General features: G+C 61.7%; 31 protein-coding genes and 2 pseudogenes. 16 read left to right on the plus strand and 17 right to left on the minus strand.

Annotated elements, in window-relative coordinates; translation table 11 throughout:
• Nucleotides 1–72: 72 nt before the first annotated feature.
• A complete protein-coding gene (locus ACW9HX_RS12170; RefSeq protein ID WP_457380800.1) occupies nucleotides 73–990 on the minus strand; it encodes a pyridoxal-phosphate dependent enzyme in 918 nt (305 codons plus the stop codon).
• A gap of 164 nt (nucleotides 991–1,154) precedes the next feature.
• Here ACW9HX_RS12170 and ACW9HX_RS12175 point away from each other — a divergent pair, with 164 nt between their 5' ends.
• A complete protein-coding gene (locus ACW9HX_RS12175) occupies nucleotides 1,155–1,814 on the plus strand; it encodes a methyltransferase family protein (protein WP_457380801.1) in 660 nt (219 codons plus the stop codon).
• On the opposite strand, the gene ACW9HX_RS12180 is transcribed toward ACW9HX_RS12175, so the two are convergent.
• Together ACW9HX_RS12180 and ACW9HX_RS12185 are read right to left on the minus strand one after the other, a co-directional pair.
• Nucleotides 1,808–2,476: an HAD-IA family hydrolase gene (locus ACW9HX_RS12180; protein ID WP_457380802.1), complete on the minus strand. Its 669-nt coding sequence runs from the start codon at nucleotides 2,474–2,476 to the stop codon at nucleotides 1,808–1,810. The genes ACW9HX_RS12175 and ACW9HX_RS12180 overlap by 7 nt on opposite strands.
• A 65-nt stretch (nucleotides 2,477–2,541) precedes the next feature.
• Nucleotides 2,542–2,955 (minus strand): response regulator, encoded by a 414-nt coding sequence (locus tag ACW9HX_RS12185; RefSeq protein WP_457380803.1) that lies wholly within the window; start codon nucleotides 2,953–2,955, stop codon nucleotides 2,542–2,544.
• Between the two features lie 188 nt (nucleotides 2,956–3,143).
• Between ACW9HX_RS12185 and ACW9HX_RS12190 the strand changes: the two genes are divergently transcribed.
• Complete coding sequence (locus tag ACW9HX_RS12190; RefSeq protein ID WP_457380804.1) at nucleotides 3,144–4,085, plus strand: class I SAM-dependent methyltransferase; 942 nt, start codon at nucleotides 3,144–3,146, stop codon at nucleotides 4,083–4,085.
• A 5-nt stretch (nucleotides 4,086–4,090) separates the two neighbouring features.
• Here ACW9HX_RS12190 and ACW9HX_RS12195 read toward each other — a convergent pair whose 3' ends face one another.
• Nucleotides 4,091–4,864 carry a helix-turn-helix transcriptional regulator gene (locus ACW9HX_RS12195; RefSeq protein WP_457380805.1) on the minus strand — a complete coding sequence of 258 codons (774 nt, stop codon included), beginning with the start codon at nucleotides 4,862–4,864 and terminating at the stop codon, nucleotides 4,091–4,093.
• Nucleotides 4,865–4,975: 111 nt separating this feature from the next.
• Between ACW9HX_RS12195 and ACW9HX_RS12200 the strand changes: the two genes are divergently transcribed.
• The 3 genes and pseudogenes from ACW9HX_RS12200 to ACW9HX_RS12210 all read left to right on the plus strand — a co-directional run.
• Complete coding sequence (locus ACW9HX_RS12200; protein ID WP_457380806.1) at nucleotides 4,976–6,079, plus strand: extracellular solute-binding protein; 1,104 nt, start codon at nucleotides 4,976–4,978, stop codon at nucleotides 6,077–6,079.
• Between the two features lie 27 nt (nucleotides 6,080–6,106).
• Entirely contained in the window at nucleotides 6,107–7,225 is a 1,119-nt protein-coding gene (locus tag ACW9HX_RS12205; protein ID WP_457380807.1) for a DmpA family aminopeptidase, read from the plus strand.
• 290 nt (nucleotides 7,226–7,515) lie between these two features.
• Nucleotides 7,516–7,677: pseudogene (locus ACW9HX_RS12210) on the plus strand (TetR/AcrR family transcriptional regulator); the annotation flags it as partial.
• A gap of 192 nt (nucleotides 7,678–7,869) precedes the next feature.
• Here the strand turns inward: ACW9HX_RS12210 and ACW9HX_RS12215 are convergent.
• Nucleotides 7,870–8,496, minus strand: a complete 627-nt coding sequence (locus ACW9HX_RS12215) for a TetR/AcrR family transcriptional regulator (RefSeq protein WP_457380808.1) — start codon at nucleotides 8,494–8,496, stop codon at nucleotides 7,870–7,872.
• Nucleotides 8,497–8,659: 163 nt separating this feature from the next.
• Here ACW9HX_RS12215 and ACW9HX_RS12220 point away from each other — a divergent pair, with 163 nt between their 5' ends.
• Nucleotides 8,660–9,100: a hotdog fold domain-containing protein gene (locus ACW9HX_RS12220; RefSeq protein ID WP_134826264.1), complete on the plus strand. Its 441-nt coding sequence runs from the start codon at nucleotides 8,660–8,662 to the stop codon at nucleotides 9,098–9,100.
• A gap of 72 nt (nucleotides 9,101–9,172) precedes the next feature.
• Here the strand turns inward: ACW9HX_RS12220 and ACW9HX_RS12225 are convergent, their stop codons facing one another.
• Complete coding sequence (locus ACW9HX_RS12225) at nucleotides 9,173–9,859, minus strand: GNAT family N-acetyltransferase (protein WP_457380809.1); 687 nt, start codon at nucleotides 9,857–9,859, stop codon at nucleotides 9,173–9,175.
• 154 nt (nucleotides 9,860–10,013) lie between these two features.
• On the opposite strand from ACW9HX_RS12225, the gene ACW9HX_RS12230 reads away from it, so the two are divergent.
• The 3 genes from ACW9HX_RS12230 to ACW9HX_RS12240 all read left to right on the plus strand — a co-directional run bounded on the left by ACW9HX_RS12230 (nucleotide 10,014) and on the right by ACW9HX_RS12240 (nucleotide 11,208).
• Nucleotides 10,014–10,499, plus strand: coding sequence for a hypothetical protein (locus ACW9HX_RS12230; protein WP_457380810.1), 486 nt, complete (start codon nucleotides 10,014–10,016; stop codon nucleotides 10,497–10,499).
• A 127-nt stretch (nucleotides 10,500–10,626) separates the two neighbouring features.
• A complete protein-coding gene (locus ACW9HX_RS12235) occupies nucleotides 10,627–10,953 on the plus strand; it encodes a YXWGXW repeat-containing protein (RefSeq protein ID WP_457380811.1) in 327 nt (108 codons plus the stop codon).
• Nucleotides 10,954–10,995: 42 nt separating this feature from the next.
• Entirely contained in the window at nucleotides 10,996–11,208 is a 213-nt protein-coding gene (locus ACW9HX_RS12240; RefSeq protein WP_457380812.1) for a YXWGXW repeat-containing protein, read from the plus strand.
• 6 nt (nucleotides 11,209–11,214) lie between these two features.
• On the opposite strand, the gene ACW9HX_RS12245 is transcribed toward ACW9HX_RS12240, so the two are convergent.
• Together ACW9HX_RS12245 and ACW9HX_RS12250 are read right to left on the minus strand one after the other, a co-directional pair.
• Nucleotides 11,215–11,772, minus strand: coding sequence for a YceI family protein (locus ACW9HX_RS12245; protein WP_457380813.1), 558 nt, complete (start codon nucleotides 11,770–11,772; stop codon nucleotides 11,215–11,217).
• Nucleotides 11,773–11,864: 92 nt separating this feature from the next.
• Entirely contained in the window at nucleotides 11,865–13,220 is a 1,356-nt protein-coding gene (locus ACW9HX_RS12250) for an MATE family efflux transporter (protein ID WP_457380814.1), read from the minus strand.
• 127 nt (nucleotides 13,221–13,347) lie between these two features.
• Between ACW9HX_RS12250 and ACW9HX_RS12255 the strand changes: the two genes are divergently transcribed.
• Complete coding sequence (locus ACW9HX_RS12255) at nucleotides 13,348–13,914, plus strand: chorismate mutase (protein ID WP_457380815.1); 567 nt, start codon at nucleotides 13,348–13,350, stop codon at nucleotides 13,912–13,914.
• Nucleotides 13,915–14,034: 120 nt separating this feature from the next.
• Complete coding sequence (locus tag ACW9HX_RS12260; protein WP_457380816.1) at nucleotides 14,035–14,514, plus strand: phage infection protein; 480 nt, start codon at nucleotides 14,035–14,037, stop codon at nucleotides 14,512–14,514.
• 72 nt (nucleotides 14,515–14,586) lie between these two features.
• Here ACW9HX_RS12260 and ACW9HX_RS12265 read toward each other — a convergent pair whose 3' ends face one another.
• On the minus strand, nucleotides 14,587–14,922 hold the full coding sequence (locus tag ACW9HX_RS12265; protein WP_085711582.1) for a hypothetical protein: 336 nt from the start codon (nucleotides 14,920–14,922) through the stop codon (nucleotides 14,587–14,589).
• Nucleotides 14,923–15,094: 172 nt separating this feature from the next.
• Here ACW9HX_RS12265 and ACW9HX_RS12270 point away from each other — a divergent pair, with 172 nt between their 5' ends.
• Complete coding sequence (locus ACW9HX_RS12270; RefSeq protein WP_457380817.1) at nucleotides 15,095–16,774, plus strand: sensor domain-containing diguanylate cyclase; 1,680 nt, start codon at nucleotides 15,095–15,097, stop codon at nucleotides 16,772–16,774.
• Nucleotide 16,775: 1 nt separating this feature from the next.
• Here ACW9HX_RS12270 and ACW9HX_RS12275 read toward each other — a convergent pair.
• The 3 genes and pseudogenes from ACW9HX_RS12275 to ACW9HX_RS12285 all read right to left on the minus strand — a co-directional run.
• A pseudogene (locus tag ACW9HX_RS12275) lies at nucleotides 16,776–17,008 on the minus strand (spermidine/putrescine ABC transporter substrate-binding protein PotF); the annotation flags it as partial.
• Between the two features lie 70 nt (nucleotides 17,009–17,078).
• Nucleotides 17,079–17,465, minus strand: a complete 387-nt coding sequence (locus ACW9HX_RS12280) for a c-type cytochrome (protein WP_457380818.1) — start codon at nucleotides 17,463–17,465, stop codon at nucleotides 17,079–17,081.
• Between the two features lie 71 nt (nucleotides 17,466–17,536).
• A complete protein-coding gene (locus ACW9HX_RS12285) occupies nucleotides 17,537–18,868 on the minus strand; it encodes an aminotransferase-like domain-containing protein (RefSeq protein WP_457380819.1) in 1,332 nt (443 codons plus the stop codon).
• A gap of 91 nt (nucleotides 18,869–18,959) precedes the next feature.
• On the opposite strand from ACW9HX_RS12285, the gene ACW9HX_RS12290 reads away from it, so the two are divergent.
• Nucleotides 18,960–19,853, plus strand: coding sequence for a DMT family transporter (locus tag ACW9HX_RS12290; RefSeq protein WP_457380820.1), 894 nt, complete (start codon nucleotides 18,960–18,962; stop codon nucleotides 19,851–19,853).
• 3 nt (nucleotides 19,854–19,856) lie between these two features.
• Here the strand turns inward: ACW9HX_RS12290 and ACW9HX_RS12295 are convergent, their stop codons facing one another.
• A complete protein-coding gene (locus ACW9HX_RS12295) occupies nucleotides 19,857–20,678 on the minus strand; it encodes a cupin domain-containing protein (protein WP_457380821.1) in 822 nt (273 codons plus the stop codon).
• A 133-nt stretch (nucleotides 20,679–20,811) separates the two neighbouring features.
• On the opposite strand from ACW9HX_RS12295, the gene ACW9HX_RS12300 reads away from it, so the two are divergent.
• On the plus strand, nucleotides 20,812–21,330 hold the full coding sequence (locus tag ACW9HX_RS12300; RefSeq protein ID WP_457380822.1) for a carboxymuconolactone decarboxylase family protein: 519 nt from the start codon (nucleotides 20,812–20,814) through the stop codon (nucleotides 21,328–21,330).
• A gap of 19 nt (nucleotides 21,331–21,349) precedes the next feature.
• Here ACW9HX_RS12300 and ACW9HX_RS12305 read toward each other — a convergent pair whose 3' ends face one another.
• Nucleotides 21,350–22,795: a SulP family inorganic anion transporter gene (locus tag ACW9HX_RS12305; RefSeq protein WP_457380823.1), complete on the minus strand. Its 1,446-nt coding sequence runs from the start codon at nucleotides 22,793–22,795 to the stop codon at nucleotides 21,350–21,352.
• Nucleotides 22,796–22,953: 158 nt separating this feature from the next.
• Here ACW9HX_RS12305 and ACW9HX_RS12310 point away from each other — a divergent pair, with 158 nt between their 5' ends.
• A complete protein-coding gene (locus ACW9HX_RS12310; RefSeq protein ID WP_457380824.1) occupies nucleotides 22,954–23,253 on the plus strand; it encodes a DUF7693 family protein in 300 nt (99 codons plus the stop codon).
• 5 nt (nucleotides 23,254–23,258) lie between these two features.
• On the opposite strand, the gene ACW9HX_RS12315 is transcribed toward ACW9HX_RS12310, so the two are convergent.
• The gene (locus tag ACW9HX_RS12315; protein WP_457380825.1) at nucleotides 23,259–23,717 is read right to left on the minus strand and encodes an N-acetyltransferase family protein; all 459 of its coding nucleotides are present in this window, start codon (nucleotides 23,715–23,717) and stop codon (nucleotides 23,259–23,261) included.
• A 124-nt stretch (nucleotides 23,718–23,841) separates the two neighbouring features.
• On the opposite strand from ACW9HX_RS12315, the gene ACW9HX_RS12320 reads away from it, so the two are divergent.
• The gene (locus ACW9HX_RS12320) at nucleotides 23,842–24,483 is read left to right on the plus strand and encodes a TetR family transcriptional regulator C-terminal domain-containing protein (RefSeq protein WP_457380841.1); all 642 of its coding nucleotides are present in this window, start codon (nucleotides 23,842–23,844) and stop codon (nucleotides 24,481–24,483) included.
• A gap of 4 nt (nucleotides 24,484–24,487) precedes the next feature.
• Here the strand turns inward: ACW9HX_RS12320 and ACW9HX_RS12325 are convergent, their stop codons facing one another.
• Nucleotides 24,488–25,501, minus strand: coding sequence for a lysozyme inhibitor LprI family protein (locus tag ACW9HX_RS12325; protein WP_457380826.1), 1,014 nt, complete (start codon nucleotides 25,499–25,501; stop codon nucleotides 24,488–24,490).
• Between the two features lie 109 nt (nucleotides 25,502–25,610).
• Nucleotides 25,611–26,144: a cysteine hydrolase family protein gene (locus tag ACW9HX_RS12330; RefSeq protein ID WP_457380827.1), complete on the minus strand. Its 534-nt coding sequence runs from the start codon at nucleotides 26,142–26,144 to the stop codon at nucleotides 25,611–25,613.
• Between the last annotated feature and the right edge of the window lie 61 nt (nucleotides 26,145–26,205).

Raw genomic sequence — 26,205 nt, forward strand, 5'->3', positions numbered from 1 at the left:
TGCGGTCGGCTCCCTCTCCCTCCGGGAGAGGGCTGGGGTGAGGGGCTTTTGAAGTTCACCGCCAGCACTGAATCACCCCCCCAACCGCGCCCACCCCGCCACCAACTGCGCACTGATACTCACCCCGCCACACACCACAATCACCACATCCCGAGCCCCCGCCAACGCCGGGTGATCGAGGTAGGCCACCGCCAGCGACACCCCGCACGCCGGCTCCACCAGTTGCCGCAAATCACTGGCGTAACGCACCACGCCCATGATCGCGTCGTCATCGGACAGCACCAGGCATTCGTGATCGAACTCGCCGATGTGCTGCACCGGCCACTCCGCTACCTGAGCGGCACCCAGGGAGGTGGCGACGGTGTCGATCTTGTTCAGGCGCACCGGGTGGCCGACCTGTACGGCGGCGGCAAACGAGGCGGCGCCCTGGGTTTCGCAGGTGATGATCCGGCAGTCACGCCGGTCATGGCGCAGCAGTCCTGTGAGAATTCCTGCGAGCAGTCCACCGCCGCCGACCGAGGTGACCACAGCGTCGACCTGCGGGCAGTCTTCGAGGATTTCATCGATCATTGTGCTGTGCCCTTGCCACAACACCGGGTGGTCGAAGGCCGGCACGTATTCGGTGTCCGCCGCGCTGGCCAGTTCACGGGCGCGCTGATTGGCCTCATCCCAGACTTTGCCGTGGACGATGACTTCGGCACCGGTGCGGCGGATGCGCGCGCGGGTAGTTTCCGGAGTGGTGTGCGGCACCACGATACAGACTTGCAGACCCAGGCTGGCCGCCGCCACCGCCGTCGCAAGACCGGCATTGCCGCCGGACGGGCACACGACTTTGCGTTTGCCCTGCGCCGCAGCCTGACTGCACAACAGGCCCATGCCGCGCAGTTTGAAGGAGCCACTGGGTTGCAGGTTTTCCAGTTTCAGCCAGATACGCCGGGAAGTGGTCGACAGGGTCGGATGGAGGATCAACGGCGTGCGGATGTGCAGCATGGCGGACTCCTGGTGACGCCACGTCCGGGCGACCCGTTCGCCGGTGCGTGGACGGTTGAAGTCGAATCGTCCCTGTCTGAAGCTTAGTTCACCCTGCCCCCTCAACGGTAAACGCCGGGGATCGTGCAGCGATCTACACTGAACGGAACAGCCGTGAGGTGCCTATGAAAATGTCAGCGCAAATGACCGTCGTCGCGGTAATCGCCACCCTCGCCTATCTCGGGCTGGCGATGTGGGGCATCGGCGGCGTGGCGGTGTTCTTTTCCCACGGAGCATTGGTGGTGGTCGCGCTGGCGACGCTGGCGATGGTGGTGGCGTCATTGTTCAGCGAGGTGAACCTGAGCTCCGGCGAACGCGAGGACCGGGCCAATCGCTGGGTGATTCCGACGTTCGGCGTGATCGGCCTGGTCAGTGCCTTTCTGCCGGCTTATTGCGACCGCATCGGTTTCTGGACCGTGGGCCGCGAAGGCACCCGTTGGCTGGGGGCGTTGCTGTTCATCGCCGGCGGTGCGTTGCGGTTGTGGCCGGTGTTCGTTCTGGGCCACCGCTTCAGCGGCTTGGTCGCGATTCAGCCGGGACATCGACTGGTTACCGATGGTATCTACACGCACCTGCGCAACCCCAGCTATCTGGGGTTGGTCATCAATGCGCTGGGTTGGGCCCTGGCGTTTCGTTCGGTCGTCGGAATCCTGCTGGCGGCGCTGACGCTGATCCCGCTGATCGCACGCATCCATTCAGAAGAAGCCCTGCTGCGCACCCAGTTTGGCGCCGAGTACGACGCCTATTGCGCGCGCAGCTGGCGGTTGCTGCCGGGTGTTTACTGAGGCTGCAGGCGCAACTGGCCGTTACTGTCGATGCTCAGCGCTATATCGCGGTAACTGGCAATCGTCGCGTGTGGGGTTTCAATCGGATGCTGGTGAGTCGCGGTGATGATCATCAAAGGCGCACCGGCCGCCTCAGCCGCCTGAATGCCGACGGTGGCGTCTTCGAAAATCAGGCAATCGACCGGTTCCAGTCCCAGACGTTTGGCGGCCAGTCGATAGCCGGCCGGGTCAGGTTTGCCTGCCGCCACGTCTTCAGCCGTGATCATCACTGCAGGCTCCGGAATCCCCGCCGCCGCCATCCGCCGCAATGCCAGATCCCGTGGCGCCGAGGTCACCATGGCCCAGCGATCTGCCGGCAACGACTTGAGAAATGCCGCCGCACCCGGGATCTCGACGATGCCATCGACGTCTTCGATTTCCGCCTCGGTGATGAACGCCGCTTGCACCTCGGCGTCCACGCCCGGCAGGTTCAGACGAGTGATGGTGTCGATGGCGCGCACGCCGTGAATGGTCGGCAGGAACGTCTCGACATCCACGCCATGACGCTCGGCCCAGGCAGCCCAGATCCGCTCGGCGGCGGCGATGGAATTGAGGACGGTGCCGTCCATGTCGAACAGGAACGCGCCGAACGCGCGGTTGAAAACAGCATCGTGAGCAGACAAGGGGTTCACATCCTTAGGCAGAGGCCGGGCAAATGTGCCCGGCAATGTAGCATCTGTCGAAGGCTTCAGTGCAGACGCGGCGCCTTGGATTTGAACGCGTCGTCTACACAATCAAGTAACTGGCCGATAGCCCAGGGCTTCTTGATGAACGCCACCGGATGGCGGACGCCAGAGGTCTCGGGCGTTTCATAACCGGACATGACCATCACTGGTTTTTCCGGCCAGCGCTCGCCGACCAGATTGGCCAGGTCCGCACCATTGAGGGTGCCGGGCATGGTGATATCGGTGAGCAGCAGCGCGACTTCCGGCGCGTGCTCTTCCAGGTAACGCGATGCCGCATCGGCACTGGTCTGCGGCTCGACCTTGAAACCTTCCTCCTGAAGAATTTCGCACAAAAACTCCAGAATCAACGGATCGTCCTCGACCACCAGAATCAACCCGCCAGGAAGGTGCGCGCTCGACGTCGGAATTGGACACATGAACTGGCACTCCCTGAATTGCATGAACGATTTAGCGGCATGAACCCGCTGCTTATCTGGTATGAGCAGCGCCTTCTATAGAAATTCATTTTTGATACAGGTCTTTTCGATAACACCCGGTCGAGCGACAGTCGCAAGCCTGCAATTGCGGTTAAAATGCGCGCCCTTTTGCTTGCCGAACCCGATTGATGAACCCTGAAGCCCTCGCCGTTCTCCACGCCCACCTGCTCACCGCACTGACTTCGGCGCCGGCCGAAACCCGGCGCCTGTTCCATGGCCGTGGACGCTGCTGGCCAGGGCTGGAGCAAGTCACGGTGGACTGGCTGCAAGGCGTGGTACTGGTGTCGTTGTTCAAGGAACCCGAGGCTTCGCAACTGGAAGACCTCAAGCGCCTGTTGCTGGAGATCACCGGTTCCGCGTCATGGCAGCAATCCGCTGCCCACACCCTGTTGATCCAGCACCGCTACTTGCCGCAAAGCACCGCCGAATGGCTGCTGGGTGAGGAAATCGACGAGATGACCATCGTCGAAGGCGGGTTGAAATACCGCGTGGATCTGGGCCGCAAGCAGAACACCGGGCTGTTCCTCGACATGCGTTACGGGCGCGACTGGGTACGCGAGCAGGCGGCCGGCAAGCGAGTGCTGAACCTGTTCGCCTACACCTGCGGCTTCTCGGTGGCGGCCATCGAGGGCGGTGCCAGCCATGTGGTCAACCTCGACATGTCCCGCGCCGCGCTGAGCCGGGGTCGCGACAACCACCGGCTGAACGGGCATGACCTGAGCAAGGTGAGTTTTCTCGGCCACGACCTGTTCAAATCCTGGGGCAAGGTGATCAACAGTGGCCCGTATGATCTGGTGATCATCGACCCGCCGTCGTTCCAGAAAGGCAGTTTTCTGTTGACCAAGGATTACCAGCGCGTGCTGCGTCGTCTGCCGGAACTGCTCACGACGCAGGGCAGCGTGCTGGCGTGCATGAACGATCCTTCGTTCGGCTCGGACTTCCTGATCGACGGCGTGACCCAGGAAGCACCGAGTCTGCGCTTCGAGCAACGGCTGGAGAATCCGCCGGAGTTTCCGGATGTCGATCCTGAAAGCGGTCTGAAGGCGCTGCTGTTCAAGCAGATCGGCTGACCCGCTCAGCGCGGCCGCAGCACCAGCGCAAACAACTCGCCATGCCCGGTGACATTGAGCTTGTGATAGAGATTGCGCCGATGCACCTTCACGGTCTCCGGCGAAATGTTCATGTGCTGGGCGATGGCTTTGCTGGAGAAGCCTTGGAGAATCAGGCGCGCCGTATCGATTTCGCGTGCGGTCAGCCGTGCGTCGAAACGATCCAGCAGCGCCGCCAGATCGCCGACCGGCGCCTCGGCGACCGCCCCTTGCGGTGGCATCAATTGCACATGCCGACGCATCGCTGACAACACCCAGTCCCGCACGCACAGCAGGCGACCCTGCTCCTGCAAACCGAACCCCGTCGCCCGGCCCATCGACAAACCGAGCACACCGTCATCGGTGTTGACCATGAATTGCAGCTCATCCGCGCCGACCACCGTGCGGAAGTAGCTCAGGTAGTACTCGCTGTGCAGAAACTGGTCCGGCGCCACGGACGCGAGGCTGTGCAAACCGTCGGCGATCCCGGCACATGCTGCCTGATAGAACGGATCGAGCAAGTACATGCCGGCGCTGTACCCAGCCAGATCTTCCTGCTCGTCGGCGCGGCCCTGGCTGTCGAAATCGATCAGCAATTGCGGCGGCCGCCCCGCCTGCATCACTGCCACCAGCGCATTGTCCAGGGGGACCAGCAGCCGCAAGGTATCGACCAGCGAGCGCCAGAAACCGTCTTGGCCGATGCTGGCGAATACCCGCGACAGGCTCTGATGCACCGGCAATTCCTGCAGCAACGCGTCCACGCTCTACCCCTTTTGAGTAACCCATGATGGGAATGGGTCTGGCGCGGCCTGCCCGATAGGCTGACCACTCCTGTTCATCACCGGCCTGCAGCAGGCCAGGAGTGCCGCATCATGCGTTGTCATCGTGGGTATATCAACCTGGGCCTGGCGGGCGTTGTGTCCGTCGCATTGACCGCTCAAGCAGCCGATGCGCCGAGCGTGCATGTCTACAACTGGTACGACTACATCGGCCCCAACACTCTGCATGATTTCAAGCGCGACAGCGGCATCGAGCCGGTGTACGACACCTTCGACAGCGCCGAAGTGCTGGAAGGCAAACTGATGACCAGTCACAGCGGCTACGACGTGGTGGTGGCGAGCAACTTCAGTCTGCCGACCCTGATCAAGGCCGGCGCCCTCTCCCCGCTGCCCCGCAATCAACTGCCGGGCTGGAAGAACCTCGACAACGATCTGCTGGCGAAGCTGGCCAACAACGACCCCGGCAACCAGTACGCCGTGCCGTATCTGTGGGGCACCAACGGTATCGGCTACAACGTCGACAAGGTGCGTGCCCTGCTGGGCGACAAGGCGCCGGTGGATTCCTGGGATCTGGTGTTCAAGGAAGAGAACCTCGCCAAGCTCGGCGAATGCGGCGTGGCGATGCTTGATTCGCCATCGGAAATGCTCCCGGTCGCGCTGCACTATCTCGGCCTGCCGCCCAACAGCACCAACGCCGAGGACTATCAGAAAGCCGAAGCACTGCTGCTGAAACTGCGCCCGCACATCGCCTACTTCAACTCCTCGAAATTCATCAGCGATCTGTCCAACGGCAACATCTGCGTGGCGGTCGGCTGGTCCGGCGCGATGCTCGAAGCCAAAACCAACGCCGAGCAGGCCGGCAACGGCGTGAAGATCCAGTACAGCCTGCCGAAGGAAGGCGCACCGGTGTGGTTCGACACGCTGGTGCTGCTCAAGGACGCACCGCATCCGACCCAGGGCCTGGCGTTCATCGACTACCTGCTGCGGCCCGATGTGATTGCGCCGGTCAGCGATCACCTCTCCTACCCCAACGGCAACCGCGCCGCCACCGCGCTGGTCGCCGAAGCCACCCGCGACAACCCGGCGGTGTATCCGTCTGCCACGGCGATGGCCACGTTGTTCACCCTCGAGCCCCTGCCCAAAGCTACCGAACGGGTACGCACGCGGGTCTGGAGCAAGGTCAAGAACGGCCAATAATCAAAAATGAACAGAGAAGAGAACACCATGAAACCACGTGCCCGCGATCTCCATATCCGCATCGGCCAACTGCAGCCTGGTCCGCTCAATGCCATCACCGACGTACCCGGCGTGCGGGTCGGCCACAGCAATGTACGCGGTCAAAGCGCCGCCGGACGCGACATCTGCACCGGCGTCACCCTGATCGAACCCCGTGCCGGATCGACCAATGCCCAACCCTGTTTTGCCGGGGTCCATGTGCTCAACGGCAACGGTGATGCCACTGGGCTGGAATGGATTCGCGAGGCCGGCCTGCTGACCAGCCCGATCGCCTTCACCAACACCCACAGCCTCGGCGTGGTGCGCGATGCGTTGGTCGAACTGGATCGCGCGCAGCAACCGGACGACGGACGTTTGTACTGGAACATGCCGGTAGTGCTGGAAACCTTCGATGGCTTGCTCAACGACATCAACGGCTTTCACGTGAAGCCCGAGCATGTGGCCGAGGCCATGAGCAATGCAGTCGATGGCCCAGTGCAGGAAGGTGCGGTGGGCGGTGGCAGCGGCATGATCTGCCATGAATTCAAGGGCGGGATCGGCACCGCGTCGCGCCGCTTGAGCAAGGCTCAGGGCGGCTGGACGGTGGGCGCCATTGTCCAGGCCAACCATGGTATTCGCAGCGAATTGCGGGTCGACGGCTACCCGGTCGGGCGCTACATGGAACAAGTGGATTCACCGTTCCTGCGCGCTTCGTTGCCGCACCCCGGCATGGGTTCGATCGTGGTGTGCCTGGCCACCGATGCGCCGCTGCTACCGCATCAATGCACACGACTTGCGCAACGGGCGAGCCTCGGTCTGGCGCGTACCGGGGGCGGTAACGAAGACCACAGCGGCGACATCTTCATCGCCTTCGCCACCGGCAACGGGCACATCCCGCCTGCCGCCTACGAGGGTAAAGGCGCGTCGACCTGCGACGGTTTGCGCATGGTCAACAACGACCATATCAGCGAGTTGTTTCTGGCGGCGACCGAGGCGGTGGAAGAAGCAATCATCAACGCCTTGCTTGCCAGCGACAGCGCCGAAGGCAACGGGCATTCCGTGCCGGGTCTGGATGCTGCGACCTTGCTCGCCGCCCTCGAAAAGGCCGGCTGGCCCGGCGCTCGCTGACACCATAGCCCCGCTGTGGGAGCGAGCCTGCTCGCGATGGCGGTGTGTCATTCAACACATGTCTTGACTGGCAGATCGCAATCGCGAGCAGGCTCGCTCCCACAGGGGTTCAGCGGAACAACCCAAGTCCGAGTTCGCGCGCCGCCTGCAGTTGCACCGCAGGATCGCGCAACTCGGACTCCAGCAGCAACGCCGAGCCCGCCACCGTCGCCCCGCAATAATCGAAAATCCCGGTATGACCATTTCACCACCCGCACCGATCTGCTCGCGGCGCTGTATCAGGATTTCGTATCCAGGCAGGACTGCGCGCCATGCTCGGCGCCGCCGAGGCGTTGTCTCAAGCAGCGGCCACCGGTGAAATCAGCGCTGCTCAGGCCCGTGACGAGCTGTTTGCAACGATCGCCGCGATGGTCGAAAGGGCCGCCGCCAACTCCGTAAAAGCAAGTGACTGACGGTACTTGAGAGCACCTGCGCACCTTCCTACGATGGAGATACGCAGTCGCTTGGTTCACCCAACCGCTGCGTAGGTGTGGGTGCCCTGAACCCCAATCAAGCCCGCACTTTGTTTCACGCGCATCTTGAGCCTCACGGGCTCTACTCCTCCCTATCAAAGAGTCTTGAGGCTCTTTTTTTGTCCTTGAAAATCAGAGCTCGGGTTCGCGACGTATCGAACGCCACGCGGCTTGGGCCAGCAACTCGCGATAAGCCTTCGGACTGCCCTTCACGCGCCCGGACAACCATGCCCGGCAATAGCTGTCCGCCTGTCCGACGATCAGCGAGGGCAGCAACTCGGCGGGACACTCATTGAGTTCGGCGGCGCGCCCGGGCTCGCTCAACCAGGTGCGCAGGCTCAGGTTGCGGGTCTTGTTGCGAGACGCCAATTCGTCCTTGTGCGGGCCCCGGGTCACGGCATGGCGCGCGTGATACTGGAACCGCGCCCATTCCGGCTGGTTCTCAACCCAATCCACATAACTGAAGACCAGCGCCTGCACGCCCTCTTCCGTGGTCGTGGCTTCGGCCAGATAAGCGTCGCGCAGCTGCGCCTGATCCTCCAGCGCAGTGAAAAACAACGCGGCCACCAACCCTTCCTTGTTGCCGAAATGGTGATAGATCGCACCGACGCTCGTGTCGCATTCGGCTCGGATCATTTCGATGGTTGTCGCCTCGATCCCTTGTTCGTTGAACAGGCCCAAGGCCTTGCGAAAGATGTCGCGCTTGAGTTCGGCCCGGCGTCCGGGGTAGCTGCGCTCGAGTAGATCTGCGGTGTCCATGGAATTGAAGGCCTTGTGAATCCGGTTGAAAGGCACACCCGTGCCGGTAATCCAAACGCGCCTAGGTTGACAGATTTCCCACGGACAGAATACCGTTCCGTTACAGAATAATATTCTGTAACGGAACATCATTCTGTAAATCCACTAATCGCGAGGCTTCACCATGAGTCAGTTTCTCAGCATGTTCACCAGCGCCGGCCCACAAGCGTTCAGCCAGATGGCCTGCCAGGTTGCGCCGTATTTCAGCAGCATCAATCCGTTGGTCAGCGAGTTGCGCGCAGGCTCGGCGACGGTGCAGGTGCCGTTTCGCCGCGAGATCACCAACCATCTCGGCACCGTGCACGCCATCGCCATGTGCAACGCCGCCGAACTGGCGGCCGGGATGATGACGGATGTGTCGATTCCCGCTGGCGCACGCTGGATTCCAAAAGGCATGACCGTCGAGTACCTGGCCAAGGCCAAATCCGACGTGACCGCCGTGGCCAATGGCGAAGGGCTGGACTGGCAGACCGAAGGCGACAAGATCGTGCCGGTGGACATTCACGACGCCGAGGGCAAGAAAGTGTTCACGGCGCGGATCACCATGAACGTGAAGCTGTCCTGAAATCACGGGCACAAAAAAGCCCTTGTTGCCGTCATCGCAACAAGGGCTTTTTGCCGTGCGCCAGACGCAGGATCAGTGCACGGTCAGGCGCTGGCGGACAAATTCCTCGGTGTGCCGGGTGACTTGATCCAGATGCCGGTCACGCTGCTTTTCGGCATCGACCATCGCCCGTTTGCCGTGCTTTTGCAGCAGGTAGGTGTGGATCTGTTGCACTTCCAGCGAGCGGTAAATCGGCGTCGTGTCGATAAAACCGCGCAACCCGTTGCTGCGGTAATGCCGGGTGCTCATCAGCACTTGAGTCTCGAGCTGGCCAAGTACTTCAAAACCCAGCGCTTCGAAATACGGGACTTTACCCACGCTGCAGGTCAGCTCGGCATGGGGGTAACGCGTCACCATGTCAGCGATCAACGCCCGGGCCACACCCTGACGACGGTACGGCTGCTGTACCGCCAGATACGCCACATTGCACGCCTCCCAATCGCCCTGCACCGGCAAGTACAACAGGAAACCGATCACCTGTTCCGGGTCTTCGTCGTCGGTGGCCACCAGCAGTTCCACTTCGGTGCCCTTCTCGCCGTTCAGCGCCTCCAGATACAAATGCACCTCATAGCCGACCGCGTACTGATAGACGTTGTACAGCAGGTTGCTCGGGCCGAGACCGATCGCGCTGATGTCAGTCAGGTAGTCGACCACCATCTGCAGGATCTGGCTGTTGACGCTTTCGGGGCACGGGGATTTGTAGTGGGTGATGCGGGGCATGGCGGGTGGACTCCGGCGGTAGACACAGATCGCCACCGGCTGGCAGTGGCAAACGCCGACATCATACCGCGCTCGGGCGCGGATACCGGCTAAAGTTGCCCGCCCCGCCGCCGATGCAGCATTTCTCTACTGCCAAACCACGAAGGATCGTCCGATGTACTACCCGCGCGAAGCCCAAAAAGATCACCTCTACAACCGAATCGTCATGCTGACCGTCGCGTGCTGTGTAGTGTTGCTGCTGGCCGGCATGGCTCGCCACCAAGGCATTCGTTATGGCCTGTTGCAGTTCAACGCGATGGAAGTCAGCGGCACTGTCGTGCAGCTGGAAGAGATCATGATGAACAAGAACGGCAGGATCCTTCACTACCGCTACACCGACGATCAGGGGCAGACCCACGAAGATTCATTCGTCGACGAACGCTACGCCGAGCACACGCAATACGAAGTCGGCGGCCCGATCCCTCTGCTGGTTTCACGCTGGTTGCCAGACAAGAACGCCATTGCCAGCGAACTGCACAGCTACCGTCCGGGCTTCTACATCATGACCGGCGGCCTATTGCTTGGGGTGCTGTTCCTGCTGATCTCGGGCAGGACGTTCTGGCAGATCCAGGCCATGAAAGAGCAAGACCGTTTCTACTGATTCATCATCTTTTTTCCGGCGCCGTTTCTGACAAAAATTTCATCCGCCCGGCGCCGGATATTTCGCCGATTTGGCGTCCAATTCTTCAGCTGCGTTCATTTCCCGACGCAGGCCCTGAGGAGTTGTCATGAACGTTCTGCGTTCCCTGTTCAAATGGCGAAAAGCCCTTCTGCTGGTGCCGTTGACGCTGGCCGCGCTGGCCAGCACACCCGTATTTGCCCAGCCCGAAATCATCATCCGTGAAGCCCCGCCGCCCATGCGCATGGAACCGATGCCAGGTCCACGGCCCGGTTATGCCTGGGATCGCGGTCACTGGCGCTGGGAAGGCCGGGGTTATGTCTGGATGCCCGGTCACTGGCAGCCGGTGCGCCACCACGGTGCACGCTGGGAGCCGGGCCACTGGCAGGCCCGCGGGCCGAACTGGTACTGGATTGAAGGTCACTGGGTGCGTTGATTGCTCACCTGCCCGCCAACGTCATTCACCAGGAACAACGTCATGTCGAAAACCCTGAAAACCTTGCTCGCCGCCTCACTGGTGGCAATCACCCTGTCGGGCTGTGTCGTCGAGCCGGTGCGCCCGCATCGGCCACCACCGATCGTCGAAGTGGTCCCGGCGATGCCTGCGCCGGGCTATCACTGGGTCGCAGGCCATTACCGCTGGGCCGGCAATCAGTGGCGCTGGGTGCCGGGACATTGGCGAGCCTATTAAGGCCAGTCACTGCGCCGGGGCGACGACCTTGAACTTGATCGCGATGTCGTTCGACACCACGGTGTCGGCCCACTCCCCGGCACCGAGGCCGAACGCATCGCGCTTGAGCACCAGTTCACCGTCGAAGATGCCGATGCTGCTGTCCGGTTTCAGCTGTACCGGCACCTGCACCTCGCGGGTGATGCCTTTTAGCGTCAGTCGGCCGGCCACCAGGTAATGGTTTTCATCGACCCGGCTGAACCGGGTCGATTCGAACACGGCTGTCGGAAATTTTTGTGTGTCGAACCACGCCGGCTTCACCAACTCCGTGTTGGCGTCTTCGCTGCCGGCGTCGATGCTGGTGAGATCGATGTGCAACGTGGTGCGGGCGTTGCTCAGATTGGCAGTGTCGAAATCCAGCGTCGCGTCGAACCTGCCGAACGTGCCGTACATCCGCGAGCCCATCTGGTTGTAGGTAAAGCTGATCTGGCTGGCGGTGGTATTGACCCGGGTGTACTCCACCGCCTGCGCCGCTGGCAGGACAATCAGGCAACACGCGGCAACCAACAACAATCGAATCGACATGGGATGCTCCGGTGCCTCGGTGGGCTTCGATTGACTTAAGCAAACATCCGACGCTTGCGCCAGCCCTGCCAGCGCCCACGCCGGTCATTCATTCAAACCAGCCGCTCGATCTTCTGATGCTGCCAGACCAGTTTGTAGTACAGCGTCTGCAACACCAGCATCCCGAGGTACGCTACCGGAAACGCCATCCACACACCCTGCAAGCCAAACTGCCCGTCCAGCCAGTACGCCGCCGGCAGTTGCACGCCAACCACGCAGATGATCGCAATGGCCACCGGCACCAGCACCGTGCCGCTGGCGCGCATGATCCCGCCGATGATCGCCTGGAAGCCGAAGATCAACAGGCTCCACAGCATGATGTGCAGCAAGTGTTCGGCCATCGCCCGGGTCGAATCCTCGGTCAGGAACAACCCCAGCAGCCAGTGCGACAACAGGTAACCGAGCACGATCAAACCACCGGTCAGGCACACGTTTATCCAAAGGCCAGTGCGCAGGATCGGCCCCATCCGTTCCAGCCGCCCGGCGCCAATCGCCTGGGCGCCGAGGATCGACGCGGTGATCGCAATCGACAGCGCCGGAAACTGCACGTAGTTGACGATCTGCGTGACCGCGCCATAGGCCGCCGTCGCCTGGGAGCCATGCTGGTTGACCAAAGTCAGAATCACCAACTCCGACAGCGACAGCACAATCATTTGTACCCCGGTCGGCAGGCCGATGCGCAACACCTTGCCGAGAATCTCGCCGTCCAGCCGCAACGCTCCGAAGAACTCGCGGTCCGGCGCCAGCGGATGCCCCTTGCGAATCAGGCTCCACGACAACCATGCCATCGCCGCCAGCGTACCGGCCAGCCCGGCGAACGCCGCACTCTGAATCCCCAGTTGCGGCAAGCCCAGCCACCCGCGAATGAACGCCGGGGTCAGCGCCAGACCGACGATGGTCGACAGCAGCAACGCCAGCATCGGCGACAGCGTGTCACTCACTCCGCGCAACAACTGAGTGAACAGCACGTAGACCAGCACAAACGGCAAGGTCCACATCATCACGCGGGCATAGGACACCGCGTCGTCCAGCACATCCGCCGGCGTCCCCAGCCCCTGCAACGCCTGACGCGCAAACACACTGCCCAGCACCGCCGCGACCAACCCGATCAACACCCCCAGCAACAACGTCGCCCCGGCAATCGCCTTCACCATATGCGACTCACGCGCACCCCACGCCTGGCCGATCAACACCCCCGCCCCGGCGCCCAGACCGATCACCAGCGCGATGAAGAAAAAGATGATCGGAAACATCCCCGACACCGCCGCCAACGCCTGGGTGCCAAGCATCTGCCCGATGTAGATGCTGTTGACTGTGCCCGACATGGATTGCAGGAAGTTCGACAGCACCATCGGGGCGAGGAACAGCAGGTAGGTTTTCCAGAGGGGTTTTTGGGCGGGGCTTTGCATTGAGGGTCCGTCTCGGGTGGGAGCGATGGGGAGAGTCTAAGGTATGCAAAGCTGTTCAGGTCGTACCCACTTGGATTAAAACTTCGTAATCTCCACCCCCTGTCCAAAATGGAAGTGAACCGATCTCATGTCCCGCGTCTCGACCCTGCTGACCTCTAGCCTTTTTGCCGTTCTGGCGACGACAGCCAACGCCGCCCCGATGCCACCGCAGCAAGCGCTGCATAGCCTGCTGAGCACCCTGAACGAACGCCTGAACATCGGCGATCTCGTCGCCCTAACCAAATGGGACAGCGGCAAGCCAATCCAGGACAGCCCCCGCGAAGCCCAGGTCATTGCCAACGCCCGAACGCTGGCCACCGAACGCAAGCTCGATCCGGAAGACGTGGCGCAGTTGATCGCCGCGCAGATGGAAGCCAACAAACTGGTGCAGTACGGTTTGCTGGCGAAGTGGCAAGCGGCAGGTGCTGCGCCGGACACGCCGCGCCCAGATCTGGGCAAGCAGATTCGGCCGCGTCTGGATGAGCTGCAATCCCGGCTGTTGCAACAATACGCCGACTTCACGCCCTACCGTCATGACCCGAATTGCCCGACATGGCTGGCCAAGGCGCGTAGCGGTTTGACCCACGACGCGCTGCACGAACTGGCCCTGACCCGCGCCACCGGGGAGCTATGCGTTCGGGCGACCGCCCCGTGAACCGGGGCTCAGGCATCCATCGCTGGCGTCGATAGTCACCATCACGTCAATGAAGTTCTCATAAAAAATCCCGGGCGTAAGATCAGCTCCATACCAAACAACACCCCGGAGCACACGATCATGAAACGCCAAATCCTTCTCGGCATCGCTTTCTCGGTTCTTGCAGTCAACGCTTTTGCAGCCAAACCCGCTCACACCATGATCGCCGAAGGCGGTTCGGATCGATTGATCGAACACCGTGTAGCCGAAGGTGGTTCGGATCGTTTGCAAGAACGCCGCGTCGCCGAAGGTGGTTCGGATCGTCTGCAAGAACGTCGTGTAGCTGAAGGTGGCGCTGATCGTCTGCAAGAACGCCGCGTTGCCGAAGGTGGCTCGGATCGTCTGCTGGAACGTCGCGTTGCCGAGGGTGGCGCTGATCGTCTGCAAGAACGTCGTGTTGCCGAGGGTGGCGCTGATCGTCTGCAAGAACGTCGCGTTGCCGAGGGTGGCGCTGATCGTCTGCAAGAACGCCGCGTTGCCGAAGGTGGTTCGGATCGTCTGCAAGAACGTCGTGTTGCCGAAGGTGGCGCTGATCGCCTCATCGAACGCCGCGTAGCGTAAAACTGCTGTTTTACCGAAACACAAAGAAAAGCCCGGCCTGATCAGCCGGGCTTTTTCATATCCAACCGTCGCTTACTGAACGGTTTTCAGCTTGACCACGTCACCGGAGACCTTGGTGGTGTAGCCGCTCAGGACCCATGCCCAGAACCAGTTTTCCTGAACTTGAGTGTTGATCATGGCATCGCCGCCCTTGGCCTGGATGGCGGCCTCTTGCGCGCGGACGAAACGGCTGTTCTGCCGGATCGGGATCACGCCGAACAGCATCAGGCCGGTGGCGGTCGCTTCGCTGTGGCCAATCACGGTGTACTGGTTGCTGTCGTAGTGTTTGGTGTTCATCGGGGTGCCGGTGCAACCTGCCAGAACCACACCGAACAGTGCGGCGGCGACTACTTTGCTGAGGTATTTCACTGCAAGACTCCATGGGTATAAGCCCGGGATCCGTCTCTCGGGCGGCGCACACTTTACTGGAGGCAGTGGCACATTGGTATCAATCTGGAAATGTTTCATGAAGCGCCCGGCTGGTGGCCCGTCCGCGATGTCGCATACCATGGCGCAACTTCAATAAAAACAGACTTCATCCATGCTCAAAGCCAGCCTGCGTAGCCACCTGACCCTCTGGTTTGCCGGTTTGTCCCTGCTGACGCTGTTGAGCGTGGGCTTCTATGTCGGCCATATCGCCACCGAACAAATGAAACAGGCCAGCGGCAACGCCCTGCTGAGCACCGCGCGGTCGGCGGCGGCCCTACTGGGTGAGCAACTGCGTGAGCGACAGCTTGAGGTCTATCTGCTCAGCCGCGCGCCGCATCTGGAGCGCGGTGATCTGGATAACCCGGCGATCCTGAAATCCATGCAGTTGCGCACCCAGGCCCGCGCCGAATATGCATGGATGGGCATCACCGATGCCAACGGCCAGGTGCATCAGGCCGTCAACGGTTTACTGGTGGGTCAGTCGGTGCAACAGCGTCCGTGGTTCCAGGCCGGTTTGCGCGGTGAATACACCGGCGACCCACACGAAGCCGTGCTGTTGGCCAAAATGCTGCCGGCGCCGGCGAATGGCGAACCGCTGCGTTTCATCGATTTTGCAGCGCCCATCCACAATGCCGACGGACAAGTGATTGGCGTACTTGGCGCCCATGCACACTGGAGCTGGGTGACGCGCATCGTGGAATCGGCGGCGCTCTCGCACAAAGGCGTCGCACCGGACATCGAGGCGTTGATCATCGATCACGACGGCAAGGTGCTGTATCCGGAAGCGCTGGTTGGCCAACAATTGGCGGCGAACGATCCCGACTCGCCAGGGTGGACCGTCGGCAACGGTTATCTGACCAGCGCGGTGACGGTACCTACGCCCTTGAGCACTGCGCTGTCTTGGTCGATTGCCGTGCGCCAGCCGCTGGACACCGCACTGCAACCGGCGCGCCTGCTGCTCTATAAATTGTTGCTGTTGGGGGTGATGGCTGCGGTGGTGTTTGCACTGGTCGCCTATTATCTGGCGCTGTACCTCAGCCGTCCGATCGAGCAACTGGCACATTCGGCCCAACAGGTGCAGAACAATCAACCGGGGACACGTTTTCAGTTGCAGCACCCGGTGCGGGAAATCGCCCAGCTCGGCCAGTCCATCGACAGGATGACCCAGTCGCTGCTGGCCAAGGAACGCGAGCTGCAGGAAGCCAACGCCTCGCTGGAGGCCACGGTCGCACAGCGCACCGCCGCCCTCACCCAGGCCAACGCCGAGCTGCTGAGCCTGGCGACTCACGATGGTTTGACCGGTGCGTTCAACCGCCGCCGGTTTGACGAAAAACTCACCGAGTACAGCCTGTTGTTTCGCCGCACCGGACGACCGTTTGCGTTGTTGCTGATCGACGTCGATCACTTCAAACGAGTCAATGACACCCATGGCCACGCGGTCGGGGACGACGTACTACAGCAACTGGCGCAACTCATACAGATCAGCACCCGAGCCACCGATTTCGTCGCACGCTATGGCGGCGAGGAGTTTGCCGTGCTGCTGCCGGAAATTGCCAAACCGGATACCCCGGAAGTGGTCGCCGAGAAGATCCGGGCTGCGATTGCCAAGGCAATCTTTCCAGTGGTCGGCTCCATCACCGTGAGCATTGGTGTCGGCCAGGCCGACCCGGCGGACAACACCCCGACGGCGTTGGTCAAACGTGCCGACCAGCAGTTGTACAAGGCGAAAGCGGCAGGCCGCAATCAAGTGGCCTGCCAACTGACCCATCAACCCGAAATAACCGCTACCTGAATCAAGTATTGGTCTTCAACCTCGTCCACAGCCGCGTCGTCAAACGGGCAATCGCCGCCGGCAACTCTTCCACGGTGAACAACGTGTCCATTCTTCTTTGGGCGGATAGATCGCCAGATCCTGTTTCACCGTCGGTGTCAGGAACTCATTGGCAGCCGCGTTGGGGTTGGCGTAGTGGATGCTGTTGCTGATGTTGGCGTAGCCGTTCTTCTCGTGGGGTGGTTTGCCGGGCAGGCTGAGCGCGAGATTTCAACACAGACTTTACGCGGGAGCTGCCTTGCGCAGCGCCCGCGCAGGAGCTTCATTACTGAGAAAACGTCTGAAGATAAGCCAACAAATTATCGATCTTCTCCTCATCACTCAGCCCCCAGAAGATCATCCGCGTGCCCGGCACCACGCCCTTCGGGTCTTTCAGATACGCCGTCAGCGTTTCACGGTTCCAGGTCACGCCGGAGTTTTTCATGGCGTCGGAGTACACATAGTTCGCCGATGTCCCCGCCGGGCGGCCGATGATGCCGTTGAGCTCCGGGCCGAATCCGGGGCGGGCGGATTCGCCGACCTGATGGCAGCCGCCGCACAGGCGCGGGAAAATTTTGGCGCCGGCCTCGGCGTCGCCCGCAGCCAGAGCGGGTGTGCTGAGCAGGCCTGCGTTGAGGATCAGGGCGAAGGTCAGTAAGGCGCGTTTTTTCATTGCAGGTTCCGGACTGGCGTAAATCGGGCGGCGCAAGGGTAGCATTTTGTGGCGATCCGTAAGGGCTTCGGCTAGCGGTAGGCGCCCACCACCTGCCGGACTTTTATCAGCGCCTGACGCAGCACATCCATGCCCACCGACCCCAGCGCAATCCGGATCGCGTGGGGTACGTGCGCCGAAACCACGAACGGCTCGGCGATCGATACCGCAATCTGCTGCTGCATCAACTCGACCACGACCTGATCGGCGCGGGCATCCTCCGGCAGTGGCAGCCAGAGGAAATACGAGGATGGATGACCGATGTGCACGATGTCTTTGAGTATCTCGCCCGCCAGTGCCTGACGTGCCCGAGCGTCGTGGCGTTTTTGCGCTTCGAGCAAGGTGACGGTGCCGTCGTCGAGCCAGCCGCAGGCGATGGCGGTCATTACGCCAGGGGTGTTCCAGGTGGTGGCGCGGATGATCCGCTCAAGGGCCGGGACAGTTTGCAGCGGCGCGGCGATGAAGCCGACACGCAGGCCGGTGGCGATGTTTTTCGAGAGACCCGAGACGTAAATCGTTCGCTCCGCTGCCAGATCGGCCAACGGTGGCGGCGGGTTATCGACCAGAAAGGCGTAAGCCGCGTCTTCGATGATCGTCAGATCATGCTGTCGGGCAATCGCCACCAGGTGTTCACGCTGTTCAAGAGGCATGACCCAACCGAGCGGATTGTGCAGGGTTGGCATGCTGTACACGGCGCGTACCGAGCGGCTGCGACAGAGCTTTTCCAGCGCCGGCAAATCCGGTCCGTGATCGGTGATCGGAATCGCCACCACCTCCAGATGCAGCGCTTCGGCCAGCACCTTGAAGCCGGAATAGGTCAGGGCATCGGCGGCAATGACATCACCGGGCTTGAACAACGCCATCAGCGCGACGGCCAGCCCTTGTTGCGCGCCATTGACGATCAGCACTTGCCCGGCATCGACCTTCAGGCCACGGGTTTGCAGATGCCGGGCGACCGAGGCGCGCTCGTGTACCCGACCCGCGTGAGGTTGATAGCGCAGCAGCGCTTCGAGATCACCGGACAGCGCCAGTTGCCGCAGCGCCGTTCGCAATAACTCGGCCTGACCGGGCAACGACGGATAGTTGAAATTGAGGTCGACCATGCCGACCGCCACGTCTTTCTGATCGATGCTGTGCCCCGGCGGCAATGACGTCTCACGCACAAACGTGCCCCGCCCCGCTTCACCGCTGACCAACCCCATCGCCTCAAGCTCCGCGTACACCCGCGACGCCGTGACCAGCGCCAGCCCTTCGCTGGCGGCCAGTTGCCGGTGGGTCGGCAGCCGCGTGCCGGGCAACAAGCGACCACTGCGGATATCGGCGGCATAGGTATCAACGAGGGTCTTGTAACGGGAGCGCGGCATGTCGGGATGTATCCATGACAATTCTTTGATTGTGCTGATTCTCAACCCTAGGATGAGCCACAAGCAACCCCACTCCTGAGCGTGCCTCAACATGGAACGAACCTCGAATCTGCCCGCACCGGCCCTGGAAAAAACCAGCGGCTGGATCAACGGTTTCATCGGCGTCGTGATTTTCAGCGGTTCACTGCCGGCCACGCGGCTGGCGGTGCTGGAATTCGACCCGGTGTTCCTCACCGTCATCCGCGCCACCATCGCCGGGGTCCTGGCGCTGTGCCTGTTGTGGCTGTTTCGCGAACGACGGCCAGCACGGGATCAGTGGTTGTCATTGCTGATCGTCGCGCTGGGCGTGGTCGTGGGTTTCCCGTTATTGACTGCCCTGGCACTGCAATACGTGACTTCAGCGCATTCCATTGTGTTTGTAGGATTACTACCGCTGGCGACGGCGATTTTCGGCGTGCTGCGTGGAGGCGAACGGCCGCGTCCGGTGTTCTGGATCTTTTCGGTGCTGGGCAGTTCGCTGGTGGTCGGCTTTGCGGTTTCCCAGGGACTGACGGCCTCGCCCACCGGCGATCTGTTGATGTTGGCGGCGATCCTGGCCTGCGGTCTCGGTTATGCCGAAGGCGCAAAACTGTCGCGAACCCTCGGCGGCTGGCAGGTGATCTGCTGGGCTCTGTTGTTGTCGCTACCGGTGATGGCTGTGTTGAGTGTTTGGCTGGCCCCCGCCTCGTTCAGCGGCATCAGCGTGTCGGCGTGGGTGTGCCTGGCCTACGTTTCGCTGTTCAGCATGCTGATCGGTTTTGTGTTCTGGTATCGCGGGCTGGCTCAGGGCGGGATTGCGGCGGTCGGACAGTTGCAATTGCTGCAGCCGTTTTTCGGCCTGGCACTGGCCGCGACGTTGCTGCACGAGCATGTCAGCGTGGGCATGCTGGCCGTCACGCTGGGGGTGATTCTGTGTGTGGCCGGGGCGAAGAAATTCGCCAGATAGCCTTCAACTCACACCGGCCTTCCACTCCCGTGGACTGAGCCCGGTCTTGCGCCGAAATGCCCGGGCCAGGGCGGAAGGGCTTTCATAGCCGACCTCTTCGGCGATCAGGGCGATCGGTCGGCCTTCGCGCAGACGTTTCTGCGCGAGACTGATGCGCCAGCTCACCAGATAATCCACCGGCGTCTGGCCGACCACTCGCCGAAAATGCTCGGCAAACCCGGCGCGGGACAAATGTGCGGTCGCGGCCAGTTCGGCAACGCTCCAGGCCTTGGCCGGTTGGTCGTGCATCAGGCTCAAGGCACGGGAGAGCTTCGGATCGGCCAGCCCCGCCATCATGCCCGGCTGCTGGTCGCGACTGCTGATGAGATGCCGCAGCAACAGAATCACCAACAGCTCGAACAGCCGATCCATCACCGCTTCGCGCCCGCAGTGGCCATCGAACGCTTCCTTGAACAGCCACTCCAGAGTGCTGGCCATTTCGGGAAGGTCGGCGAGTTTCAGCACCAGATAATCCGGCAACGCCGCCGCCAGTGCATTGCCCGCGCCGCCATCGAAGGTCAGCGAGGCGCACACCAGTTGCGTGTTCATGGCCTCGTCGGCGAACAGTCGATGGGCAAACGGTCGGGGGAAGAAAATCAGCGTCGGTTCATTGAGGGTAAGTTCGGGTTCATTCCCCGGCTTGAGCAGCACTTGCCCGGCCTGCAGCAAATGCACATGGCCGCAGACCTGATCGCCACCGTAGGCGCTGATGCCGCAGAAGGTGCCGCTGTGGAAGGTGCCGGCATTCACGCCGAAGTGGCTGAGCAACGTGGACAAGCGATCCATGGAAGAATCCCCGACGACAGGCTTGGACGATCTGTCGCATATCCTCGACGATTTGCACCCAACGCACCAGTCTCGCTCAATAACATGACCTCCATCCCCGGCGCACTTCGCACCGGACTTTCGGAGAATCACCATGAGCCGCATCGTTCCTGTCAGCCTCGAAACCGCCACCGACGCCACTCGCCCGACGCTTGAAGGCGTGCAGAAAAAAATCGGTTTCCTGCCCAACCTGTTCAAGACCCTGGCCACTGCGCCCGTCGCGCTGGATGCCTACGTGCAAATATCCGCCACGCTGGGCAAGACGTCCCTGAGCGCCAAGGAAAAAGAAGCGGTGTACCTCGCCACGTCGCAGGTCAACGGCTGCGATTATTGCCTCGCGGCGCACACCCTGTTCGCCAGCAAGGCCGGGCTAGCGGCGCAGGAGATTGTCGAGGCGCGCCATGGACGACTGAATGCCTTCGCCACCCTCGCCCATCAACTGACCGAAACCCGTGGCCATTTGAACGATGAACAGATCGCCGCCGCCCGCGCTGCCGGTATCGACGACAAGAAGATCATTGAGGTGATCGCTATCGTCGCCGCGCAGACCCTGACCAACTACCTCAACAACGTGGCGCTGACCGACATCGATTTCCCCGCCATCGATGCCTGATCAGTGCCCGGGGTCGATCTCAGTCGTGGTCGACCCCGGCGCGTTTCAGCAGTTTCTTGCAGCGCTCGGACAGGTGAAACACCTGCAACTGCTTGCCGGCCTTGGCGTAGCGTTCGCGCAGGGTTTTCAGCGCGGCGATGGCCGAGTAGTCGACAAAGCTCAGGTGCCGACAGTCCAGCGTCACGCGTTGAGGATCGCTTGCCGGGTCGAACTGATTGAGAAACGGCGTGGTCGAGGCGAAAAACAGCGTGCCGTGCAGGCGATACAGTTTGCTGCCGTCGGCTTCCAGGTGTTCATCGGCATACAACTCGCGCGCTTGCTGCCAGGCAAAATTCAGCGCCGCGATGATGATCCCGCACAGCACTGCCGTAGCCAGATCGGTGAACACCGTGATGGTCGTTACCGCGATGATCACCAGTACATCGTTGAGCGGGACTTTGTTCAGCACCCGTAACGAGGCCCAGGCAAACGTCTGCTGCGACACCACGAACATCACGCCCACCAGCGCCGCCAGCGGAATACGCTCGATCAGCGGTGACAGAAACAGAATGAACAGCAGGATCAACACTCCCGCCACCACCCCGGACAACCGCCCGCGCCCGCCGGAACTGAGGTTGATCACGGTCTGGCCGATCATCGCGCAACCGCCCATGCCGCCGAACGCACCGGACACCATGTTCGCCGCGCCCAGCGCCACGCACTCGCGGTCCGGGTAGCCACGAGTTTCGGTGATTTCGTCGGTGAGGTTGAGGGTCAGCAGGGTTTCCAGCAGGCCGACCATAGCCATCAAAATCGCGTAGGGCGCGATGATGCGCAGGGTGTCCAGCGTCCATGGAATGTCCGGCAGCGCAAGCGTCGGCAGGCCGCCGGCGATGTGCGCCATGTCGCCGAGGGTGCGGGTCGGCAGACCGAACAGGTAGACCAGCAACCCGACGCCGAGGATCGCCACCAGTGCCGGTGGCACGGCGCGGGTCAGGCGCGGCAGGAGGTAGACGATGGCCATGGTCAACAGCACCAGCCCGGTCATCAGGTACAACGGCGTACCACTGAGCCACTGCTCGCCGCTCTTGAAATGCTCCAGTTGTGCCAGCGCAATGATGATCGCCAGACCGTTGACGAACCCGAGCATCACCGGATGCGGCACCATGCGCACCAGCTTGCCCAGCCGCAACAACCCGAACGCCATCATGATCAAACCGCCGAGCAACACCGTCGCCAACAGATACTGCACGCCGTGCTGCACCACCAGCGCGACGATCACCACCGCCATCGAACCGGCCGCCCCGGAGACCATGCCCGGCCGGCCGCCGAACAGCGCGGTCAGCGTGCAAATGATGAAGGCGCCATACAGGCCCATCAGCGGATTGAGGTGAGCTACCAGCGCAAACGCAATGCATTCGGGCAACAGGGCAAACGAGGTGGTGAGTCCGGCCAGGACATCGGCGCGCAGACGAATCGGTTTCATGGCTTACCTGACAAAGCGGCCGACACGGGCGGCGCTGTATTCGCGGGAAAAAGAGGGTTGCGGATGTTACGCAAATGCCCGGGTACGGGCCAGTGATCGCTGACAGGAGCGGGTTGGCGCACTATGCTTGCGCGCTTCGTTGCTCTACGAGTTTGAACATGTCACCGCTATCCACCCGCGAAGTTTGCCAGCGCCTGCGCGATGCCGCGCTGAAGGTTTGCCCATTGCGGCTTATCGCGGATGCATCCGGGTCTGGCCAGGTTTCGATCGATATCGATGGCTGGCAACTGTTGCTCGACTTTGACGGCCAACGTCTGCACCACTGCCTGCAATGCCGGTGTCCGGAAGACCGTGTCTGGACACTCGACACGACTCAACGTTTCGGCACCGACCCGGTCAGCCTGCTCAGCACCTGGGAACTGGCGCAGATCGAGCGATTGCTGGCCCGGGCCGACTGAGCGGATCAGCTCTGCCGCAGGTCCAGCATATACGTGTAATACCCGCTGTCACGCACCCAACCGAGGGACTCGTACAAACCCTGGGCGGTGAAGTTGTCCGTGGCGGTTTCCAGCACCAGCCCCTTGGCGCCGGTTTCCACGGCGAAGTCGCGCGCGGTGTTCATCAGCAATCGCCCGACTCCACGGCCTCGGGCCGACGGTGTGGTGAACAGGTCGCTGAGCAGCCAGGTGCGGTGGGCGTCTATCGATGAAAACGTCGGGTACAGCTGCACGAATCCCAACGCTTCGCCACTATCATCCTCGACCAGAAAAATTGCCGACTCATTGCCGGCCATGCGCTCGGCGATGAAGGCCCGTGATTGTTCAAGGTTCGACGGTTGGCCATAGAAGCCGCGATAGCCATCGAACAGTTTTGCCACCGCATCCAGATGTTCCGCGTTGGCGCGCCGTGCCTGAAGACTCATATCCCCTCCCCGATCAATTCAAATGGTTGCACCAGCATAGCGTTGTCCATCGAGTATGCTGGCTTAACCGCTATATAGTTTTGTATATTGCGAACCCGAAATGGCCAGACTCTCCATGCCGTCCATGAGCAGCATCCGCGAACGCAACCAGCAACAGATCCTCAAAGCCGCCAGCGAAGAGTTTGCCGCCAACGGCTTCGACGCGACCCAGACCCGGGACATCGCGGCCCGCGCCGGGGTGCCCAAGGCCAATCTGTATTACTACTTCCAGAGCAAGGAAAACCTCTACGGCAAAGTGCTGCTCGGCTTCGTCGAGCCGCTGCTGGAAGCCTCGGCGGTGCTGCGTGAAAGTGACGACCCGCTGATCGGCCTGCGCGCCTACGTCGCCGCCCGCATCCGCATCGCCCGCGAGCATCCGGCGATTGCCAAGGTGTTCAGCGGTGAACTGCTGCTGGGCGGTCGCCAGTTGCCCGACGAATGCCGCGACCTGCTGCACGCCGAAGCCCGGCGCAATGTCGAGTGCCTGCGCAGCTGGATCGAGCGCGGCTTGCTGGCCCCGGTCGATCCCGAGCATTTGATGCTGTTCATCTGGTCGGCGACGCGCACCTACACCAATATCGGCTGGCAGATGGGGCGCATCACCGGGCGGGAAGTGCCGCAGGATGAGGATTATGCGGTGGCGGCGGATACCATTACGCGATTGGTGCTGGGCGGTGTGGTGGCGCCGCGGGTGGGGGAAATCCGCGGCGTGCTGTTTGCGACTTGAAGCGTCAGGGCATGAAATCCAGCGGCAGCGCTGCTTCACCTGACCTTTGCTTGTACCAGGCCTGCATGACGTCGGGTAATCGAGCTTTCCATTGCGGCACGTTGGTGTAGTAACGAACACGAGAATTTCCCTTGACGTCGTAGGCCATCAGCATCACCCAAAACCGGCTGCCTGGGCCGCTCATGAAAATCGCCGTCCCCCCTATACCACGCATCCACATTTCCACAACCTGACCGTCCGGCACATCTGCACCGGGGTCGCCGATCATTATTGAACCGGATGTTTCCACCAGCACCTGATAGTCAGCGTTGAGTAACGCGTGCAGCGTCGCGTTGTCCTGAGACGAACGGGCCAGTCCAAGGCTGAGCAAATCGTATTCGATCTTCAATGGTTGCTCGGAAGCCACATAGCGACCGGCGTAGAAAACCCCCATGCCCCCACCGCAGGCGGCATCGGAACCATCCTGAACAACGTTCAGAATACCGTTGATCGCCGTAAAGCTCAGAGCGCATTCACCTTCAGCGTAATCGGCCTGCTTACCCTTCAGCACAGCCACACCCTCCAGATCGCCCGAGTTGCCGCCCTCTGCCGCCGAAATATCGAAAGCGATATGCCCGGCGTCGCGCTGCCGGGTATTGATTTGGGCGGCTGTCGAGGGACCATCAGGGATGAGCTGCCATGTGGCGTTCCAGCCAAAAGGTTTGGCGGCGTAATCGAGCTCGGTAATTCGCATCAGATAATTGCGGCGCAGACAGGCCAGCCGCTGGTCGCAACTATTGCGGCTTTTCAGCCACATCCGCTGATCAGCCTTGAGGGCTTTGGGATCGGCAACTTTGGCCAGCGTCGAACGCCAGACTGCAGCCAGTTTGTCATCGAGTCCCGAGAGATGCGGATCCGCACAAATGGCTTTTTCAACCGGGCTGGAAGCGCCGGCGCAGTCGAAACTGGCAGCGTAGGTGTTGGCAGCAAAAGCGAGGGATGACAGCAGCAAGGCGTGACGGAGATTGAAAGCGAGCATCGACAGATTCCATTCCTGAGGCGGCGGCAGTATGCCGGGCCCGGGCTATCGATGCTCTGGAATTTTCACCGGTTGCTTGCGGACAACCGGGATCTACGACAAAAGAAAATCAGAACGTGATGTCCGCCGCCGGCTTCACATCGATCCGTGCCACGGAACCGGTCAGGTGCGCCCAGTCCTTGTTGTGTTCGGCGATGATGTCTTCGGCGCTCATGTTGCCGTTGTCGACGGTGGAATGGGCGTCGGCCGCCAGTTCCACGTCGTAGCCCAGTTGATGGGCCTGACGCACAGTGGCGTTGACGCAGTAATCGGTTTGCAGGCCGCAGATCACCAGGCGATCGAAGTCTTCCCGAGGGATCAGTTTCTGCAGGTTGGTCTGGTAGAACGAGTCGTTGGCGGTCTTGTCGACGCGCAGGTCGCCCGGCGCGGTGGTCAGGCCGTCAGCCAGTTGCCAGCCCTCGGCGCCGTGGGCGAGCGGACTGTCCTTTTCGTTATGCTGGATCAGTACGACTGTAACCCCAGCCTTGCGCGCGCGGGCACTGAGGCCGTTGATGGTGTCGATCACATGTTTGATGTCGTGGCACTCGTATTCGCCTGTGCACAGGGCGCGCTGGACATCGATGATCAGCAATGCGGTGGTCATGGTGAGCCTTCCTTGATCGGTCCTTGAGACAGGGGCGGACGTGTGCCCGCCCCCTTTTTAC

The sequence above is a fragment of the Pseudomonas sp. SDO52101_S400 genome (assembly GCF_054071635.1).